Genomic DNA, 7,901 nt, shown 5'->3' on the forward strand with positions numbered 1-7,901 from the left:
GTCAATTAAGCCCCAGAATCAAATTCAACCTATAACCTATCTACTCCAGACTATGGTTTATTTTACCTATAATCCAGAGTTTTCACCTAACACTTTTGACTTTTAATTTATCGTATCATCTCCTTAATATATTACGTATTAGGACCAAAAAATTATTTATTTAAAAATTCAATCCCCCTTATTAACCCACCTCCTTTCAATAAATTAAAAGTAACCTAAGTTTAATATAAAATCAAAAACTTTTTATATTATAAACCAAAACCCAATTATTCCAAATTAATTTTTGAATGACTTTACAGGTAAAATTATTTGATAAACTCTAGAATTACGGGGAGGATATATCATTTATAAAAATACCATTCTTTAATAAAGCCAGCACCGCACGGAAGAGCTATCGGAAATGTTTTTTAATTGCGGTTCTTCTTTCCTGCATATATCCATAACCATCGGGCACCTTGGATTAAACTTACAGCCAATAATTTTTTCCATCGGATTTGGGACGTTACCCGGGATTGCCTCCAGCCTTGTTTTGCCGTATTGTTTTCCAAGTTTTGGCAGTGATTTTAAAAGCCCGGTTGTATAAGGGTGCAGCGGTTTTGAAAAAAGCCCTTCCACTAATTGTTCCTCAACAATTCTCCCTGCGTACATCACAATAACCCGCTCGCAAGAATCATAAACAACTCCGAGGTCATGTGTTATTAAAAGAACAGACATGCTGAATTTGTGTTTTAATTCCCTCAGGAGTTCGAGTATCTGGGCCTGGATAGTAACATCAAGCGCGGTTGTAGGTTCATCGGCTATCAAAAGACTAGGTCTGCACGCAAGTGCCATCGCTATCATCACGCGCTGGCGCATACCTCCTGAAAGTCGGTGAGGATATTCGTTAATGCGCAGTTTGGGAGACGGGATGCCGACTACCTTCAGCAATTCAATTATTTCCTTCTTTCTCTCTTCTTTGTCCAGCTCTTTCCTGTGAAGATAAAAGCTTTCTTCAATCTGATTACCGACTGTAAAAAGCGGGTTCAGGGATGTCATCGGTTCCTGGAAAACCATCGCGGCTTTATTGCCGCGAAACGCGGTTAATTCTTTTTTATTAAACTCCAGTATATTTTTACCCTTGAAATTGATTTCGCCCGAAATAATTTTCCCCGGCGGGCTCTGTATCAATTTCAACAAAGATAACGCCGTAACGCTTTTCCCGCATCCCGATTCGCCTACCAACCCGACGGATTCTTTCTCCCTGATTTGAAAACTTACATTCTCAACTGCGGGAAGGACACCCTCATCTAAAAAAAAATTTACGGAAAGATTTTTTACACGTAACATTGCCGGATTTCATCCTTTGACTTTGATTATATCATATTACCTTTTTTTATTCATATCTTAGTGCCTCGACAGGGTTAAGCCGTGAAGCCTGCCTGGCAGGCCAGAGACCGAAGCCCATGCCGATGCCTATTGAGAAGGTTGTTGAAAGGATTATTGAAAATGTTGAAATGCTTGTCGGCCACTTGGCCAACTTTGCCATTAATACTGAAACCCCGCAGCCGAATAAAATCCCCGCGATCCCGCCAAGCGTAGTCATTACTACCGATTCGATTAAAAACTGGGTCATAATATCGATTCTTCTCGCGCCTATAGCTTTTCTCAAGCCGATTTCTTTTGTCCGCTCCGTCACGGAAACAAGCATAATGTTCATAATGCCGATCCCGCCGACTATCAGAGATATGGTTGCGATCGAGCCCAAAAGCCAGGCGAGTGTTTTTGTGGTGCTTTGCATAGCTTCCTGGATGTCCGCCATATTCCTGACCTGAAATGATTTATCTTCGTCTTTTTTGGGAATCCGGTGCCGCAGTATGACCAACCTTTTTATTAAATCCTGCGCGTCCTGCATTAAACCGGCTTCTTTTATTTCAACATCAATCGAATTCAGGTATTCTTTTCCGAAAAGGCGGTACATCGCAGTTGTAACAGGGACATTTATAACATCATCATTGTCACGCCAGCCTGTCGCCCCTTTTTCGGGAAAAACACCAATCACACGGAAATTAATGCTGTTTATTTTTATAATTTTATCAATAGGATTAATATCTTGGAAAAGTTCATCGGCTATCCTCTTGCCGATAACTGCCACCTTTTGCTTCCCGATTAATTCTTCATTTGTGAAAAACCTGCCTGACACAGGAACGGATGCCCGCATATCCGCATAATCTACACCTACTCCCTGGACCTGTGTGTTCCAATTTTTATTTCCATAAACCACCTGCCCCCTGCCGTTAACTGAAGGAGATACCCTTTTCACGGGCGATAATTTTGAAATAGCCTCCGCGTCAAGCAGGGTGAAACGGGTAACCGAACCGGCTTCCAACGCCACTCCGTGCATTTGGGTGGAACCGGGCCGGACCATTAAAAGATTTGAACCGAGGGAAGACAATCTGGCCTGAATTGATTCCCTTGCACCCTGTCCCAGGGCGAGCATGGCAATAACCGCCGCGACCCCGATAAAAATACCGAGCATTGAAAGAAGAGACCGCATTTTATGTGAAAAAATCGCCTGAAAGGCCTGCCTCAAATGGTCCTGGAACTCAGCCTTTCCTGCGTGAGAAACATGTTCACAAACACCATTATTTTTATCACATTCCGGTTTCACTGAAACTTCCGGTGTAATAACCTCATCTGAAATTATTTTGCCATCCCGCATCCTGATAATTCTTTTGGCATGCATGGCCACATCATGTTCATGGGTTATAATAATAACAGTTTTGCCTTTTTTATTCATGTCCTTAAGTATTGCCATTACCTCTTCCTGGCTTTTTGTATCTAGGTTACCAGTCGGCTCATCGGCGAAAATTATGACAGGGTCATTTACGAGCGCCCTTGCGATCGCGGCTCTTTGCTGCTGTCCTCCCGACAGCTCATTGGAATAATTCGTTATCTTGTCCGCCAAACCCACTTCTTCAAGCTTCCTGGCCGCATTTTCAAACAAATGTTTACGCCCGCCGTATATAAGCGGCAGTTTTACATTATCAAGAGTGGTTAACCTCGGCAGCAGGTGAAACTGCTGGAATACAAAACCTATGGACCGGTTTCTGAGAAGGGCTAAATCATTTTCCGTAAGTTTAGAGGTATCTTTGCCGTTAAAAAAATACTCCCCTGAATCCGGACGGTCTAAAAATCCGAGAAGATGCAGCATAGTTGATTTCCCTGAACCCGACGGCCCCATAATGGCAACAAATTCACCGGCTTCAACTTTAAAATCAATCCCGCGAAGCGCCTTGAATTCAACCTTGCCCGTTTTATATGTTTTTGTAAGATTTTTTACTTGAATCATGTTTGTTTTCTGCAGGGGCGTGATTTATCACGCACTGATTGGATATTACGCCTTTTTGGGCGCAATAAATTGCGCCCCTGCAATTACCTTCCGAACAATCCTGGCGGCCTTGGAACATTTTGTGTGCCTTTATTGCCTTTTTTGGTGCCTGTGTCCTGTCTGCTTATTATCTCTCCTTCATTCAAACCCGAAACTACTTCAGTAAACTCCCAATTATTAATCCCTGTCTTGATTTCACGCTCTACTGGCTTACCGCCTGATAATATAGATACGGTTTTCTTCCCATCCCTGTCTTTAATTACATCATTCGGGACAAATAAAACATCTTTTGCCTCCGCGGTTAACATTTCAAGCGAGGCGTTCATTCCGGGTTTTAGCAATGTGGTCGGATTTTTTATCTCAACCGTTACTTCAAAAGTAGTAACATTCTGCACGACAACTCCTTCAGGGGCGATTCTTATTACCCGTCCTTCAAAATGCTTTTTCGGAAATGCATCAACTGTAATCTTTACCAACTGCCCGTTATTTATTTTACCTATGTCTGTTTCATCTACATTGGCATTGATATATACCTTGGCAAGATTCGCCATTGTGGCAATAGTTGTCCCAATTGAAGTAATCGACATGCCTGATGATATCACCTGTCCTTCTTCCACATTTTTTTGTAAAATTGTTCCTGATATCGGCGCGGTGATTATTGTATCTTTCAAATTGTCCTCGGCAAGTTTTAATGATACCTCCTGTTTAATAACATCCGACTCTGCCGCGATAATGTCTTTTTCATGTGCTTCCTGCGACTTTATATTTTCACCTGCCTTTTGTATTTCAAGTTCAGCCTGCCTTACCGCAAGTTTTGCCATATCAAGCTCTTCTTTTGTAACCGGTTTTTTTGTCAATTCCAAACTTTGCGATGCCAATTCGTAATCTGACTTCGCGGATTCAAGTTTTGCCTTCAACGACTCCAATTCATCTTTTGAAACAAAACCTTTTTCGCCTAACTTTCCAATCCGCTCATATTGGCCCCGGTATAAATCCAGATTTGATTTCGCCTTTTCAAGATTAGCCTCGGCCCGTTTTATCTCCTCCTCACGCGAACCAATTTCGAGCTGTGTTAATTTTATCTTCGCTATTTCCAGGTTGTTTTCAGCGGTTTTCAACAGACGTTTATTGCTTTCTTTTTCAACTCCAATCTCAACTTTTATTTTTTCCAGCCTGGCCTTCGCCGCATTAAGTTCCGCCTTCGACTGGTCTACAACAGGCTGGGTGAAAGTCTTTTCTATTTCAGCAACAAGCTCGCCTTCCTTTAAATAATCCCCCTTTTCCACAGGCATCCTGATTATCTTCCCGCTTGCCTTGGATTTTAATTCCACGACTTTTAAAGGTTTAATAGTCCCTGTTACGTTAACAGAAATAGAAATGTCCCCGCGCTTGACCTTAATGATACCTGTCTGCTCCTTTCCTTTTTTATTTTCACTGAATATTTTATTTTTAAATATATAAAAACCCGCGATAGACAAAATAATCAAAATCACTAAAATAAATATTCTCTTTTTCACCTGGACATCTCCTTTTTTGCTGCTTTTCCCGGCCTGCTTATAATCTCCCCTTCTTCCAAACCCGATATAATTTCAGTAAAATCCCTGTTGCTTATTCCGGTTTTAATCTCACGCTCTACCGGTTTTCCTTCCCTGGCCACAAATACCTTTTTCTTATTGTCCGCATTTATAATCACATCATTAGGCACAAATAAAACATTTTTACGTTCTTTTATTATCATTTGGAGATCCATTTTCATTTCCGGTAAAAGTAATGCCTTCGAATTTTTTATTTCAACCGTTATTTCAGAAATCTTTATTTTTTTAATGGCAACTTTCTTAGGCATTATTTTTGTAATGCGCCCGGTAAAAACATTTTCAGGAAATATGTCCGCGATTATCTTTACTGATTGGCCGGTTTTTATCCCGCCGGCATTTTTCTCGGCAACATTGGCATTTATATAAACATTTTCAAGATTTGCCATTGAAGCTATGGTATATCCTGCAGTATCAGCCAACATTTCAGGCAGTAGAACACCGCCTTCTTCAATATTTTTCCGCAAAACAGCGCCTGAAACAGGAGCGGTTATTACGGTCCCTTTTAAATTATCTTCGGCAATTTTTAAAGCCTCCTGTTTTTTAGAAACTTCGGATTCCGCCGCAATAACACTCTTTTCTCTTGACTCCTGCTTTTTTATCTTTTCTTTGGCTTTTGCAAGTTCCACTTCCGCTTGTTTTATCCCAAATTTCTCCGCATCAATTTTTTCTTCCACAATTGGTTTTTTTGTTAATTCCAAATATTCAAGCACCAGGTTATATTCGGATGTTACGGATTCCAATCTTGCTTTTAACGGTCCCAGCTCCTTATTTGGAACAGGTCCTTTTTTATTTAATTTATTAATTTTTTCCTGTATTTCATTTATAGCAAACCTGAGATCTACCTCTTGTTTTATAAGTTCCGATTCAGTCGCAATATTATCTTTTTTTAATGCCTCCTTCATTTTTTCTTTTTCAATTGCTTTTTTTAACTCAAGTTTTGCACGTCCCAAATTATCTTCCGCGGTCTTTAAAAGCCGCTGGTTCCTGTTTTTTTCAGTTTCAATTTCAGTTTTTATTTTTCCAAGCTCAGTTTTTGCCGCGTCCAGGTCCGCCAGGGCCTGCTCCTGGGCATGCTTGGCAAAAGTATTCTCAATTTCCGCAACAAGCGCTCCTTCTTCCAAAAAATCGCCTTTTTCAACTGGCATTCTTAGTATTTTTCCCCTTGACCCGGATTTTATTTCCACAACATTTATAGGTTTAATGACTGCCGACAAATTAACAGAAATAGAAATATTGCCGCGTTTTACCTCAACGATGCCCGCCTGAGAACCACTTCCGCTTTTTTTCCCGGACATTATGTTTCTAAACACAAAAAAACCGCCAGCGGATAAAACAATCAAAATCACGAAGATAACAAGTCTATTTTTCACCTGAAAATGTCCTTTCTATATTTCCTCACCAACGGCCTCTTCCCATTCTGCCAATTTAATCTTATAATTATAATACGCGTCTAAAAGATTTATCTTCGATTCCGTGTAAATGACCTCGGCATCAATCAAATTTAAATTTGAGACCAGTCCATTTTGATACTGAATTTTTACTATATCATAATTCTCGGAAGCCATGTCCAGATTTTTTTTGTTTATTTCAAGCGAGGTCCTCAGATTATCCAAATCGTTATGGATTTTTTCGATATTTAAAAGTATTTCTTTTTCGATCTTCCTGCGCTCTTCTTCGATCCTGTTTTTACTGGTTTCCGCCTGCCTGATTGATGCCCTGGTCAAACCCGCGTCAAAAACAGTCCATGTCAAATTCATGCCGACCCGCCACTCCATATTTTTAAGTTCCGGTTTACTGTCATTCCAATTATAGCTTCCGGAACCGGTAACTGCCGGCAAATAACCCGTACGGGCAATTTCGATATTCACGTCCGAAATTTCCCTGTCATAATCTTTTATTTTCAATTGGTAATTATTCTGCAGGGTCCTGCTGGTATATTCTTCAAGTATAAAACGTTCCGCCAGTATTTTTTTAATTCCTTCGTCTATGCTTTCCCTGGCGGTATACTGAAAATCAGACGCGAGAGGGATATTCAATAGATTATTTAAAACCATTTTGGCTGATTTAAGATCGTTTTGGGCGGTGTTTAAATTCTGCCTGGTTTTCTCGAGTGTAATCTCCGAGCGCAGGACATCTGTTTTTATGGCCTTCCCCACCTCAAGTAAGTCTTTCGAATATTTAAGCTGCTCTTTATCACGGGCAAACGACTCTTTATAAAATTCAAATTTTGACTGCAGTTTCAAAATGTTATAGTATGCCGTTTTAACCGCCAGAACAATTTCGTGCTTTACTTTTGAATCAATAAACCTGGTTTGAGAAGCGGATAAACCGGCCTGGCTGACTAAAAGATAGACCCTTCTGTTAAAAATATTCTGGCTAAGTGACAAAGAATTAGAATATGTCTCCCGCGTGGAAGAAACAACCCCGGAAGAAACAATGCCGGGACTGCCGTTTTCCTGCCCCCTGCGCAAATAACTCGACCCTATGTTAAGAGAGGGAAATAAAGACGCCTGGTTTTTTCTTTTCTGGAGAAAAGCGTTTGCCTTATTTTCCTGGGCTATTTTCCAGTCAGAATTATTCTCCAGGGCAATTTCAACCGCCCCATCCAGCGTCAATTCATTAATGGACCCCGTGGTTTGCCCTTCAGAATATATATATGTCTTTTGTGCTGCTGCACAAATAAAAATAAAGACCAGTAGTATCATTTTTTTCATAAAACTATTATCCTTTTTCTAATAGAAAACCATCCCAAAAATTATTGGGTGATGACAATTTTCGACTTGTTTTTCATGGCATTTTCCTCCTTCTTTTAATACGTAATGTCAAAAATCTCTTTGACATTTTATTAAAATTCCTTATCATTATCGATAAAAATCAACTTTTTAAATGCTCCCCCCTGTTTTTAAGAAAATTTTGAGGTATAATAATCATCATATTGT

Annotated in this window: 5 protein-coding genes; all 5 read right to left on the reverse strand. The window is 40.0% G+C overall.

Going from position 1 to position 7,901, the window contains the following annotated elements; all coding sequences use genetic code 11:
• Window positions 1-363: 363 nt before the first annotated feature.
• The 5 genes from AB1498_11195 to AB1498_11215 all read right to left on the reverse strand — a co-directional run bounded on the left by AB1498_11195 (window position 364) and on the right by AB1498_11215 (window position 7,676).
• The gene (locus AB1498_11195) at window positions 364-1,326 is read right to left on the reverse strand and encodes an ABC transporter ATP-binding protein (protein ID MEW6088854.1); all 963 of its coding nucleotides are present in this window, start codon (window positions 1,324-1,326) and stop codon (window positions 364-366) included.
• 46 nt (window positions 1,327-1,372) lie between these two features.
• Window positions 1,373-3,328, reverse strand: a complete 1,956-nt coding sequence (locus tag AB1498_11200) for an ABC transporter permease (GenBank protein ID MEW6088855.1) — start codon at window positions 3,326-3,328, stop codon at window positions 1,373-1,375.
• A gap of 83 nt (window positions 3,329-3,411) precedes the next feature.
• Window positions 3,412-4,884, reverse strand: coding sequence for an efflux RND transporter periplasmic adaptor subunit (locus AB1498_11205; GenBank protein ID MEW6088856.1), 1,473 nt, complete (start codon window positions 4,882-4,884; stop codon window positions 3,412-3,414).
• The gene (locus AB1498_11210) at window positions 4,881-6,332 is read right to left on the reverse strand and encodes an HlyD family efflux transporter periplasmic adaptor subunit (protein ID MEW6088857.1); all 1,452 of its coding nucleotides are present in this window, start codon (window positions 6,330-6,332) and stop codon (window positions 4,881-4,883) included. Before AB1498_11210 ends, AB1498_11205 begins: the two co-directional genes overlap by 4 nt.
• Window positions 6,333-6,347: 15 nt before the next feature.
• Window positions 6,348-7,676, reverse strand: coding sequence for a TolC family protein (locus tag AB1498_11215; GenBank protein ID MEW6088858.1), 1,329 nt, complete (start codon window positions 7,674-7,676; stop codon window positions 6,348-6,350).
• Window positions 7,677-7,901: the final 225 nt, after the last annotated feature.

The sequence above is a fragment of the bacterium genome, assembly GCA_040754625.1.
Taxonomy (GTDB): Bacteria; JACRDZ01; JAQUKH01; order JAQUKH01; family JAQUKH01; genus JAQUKH01.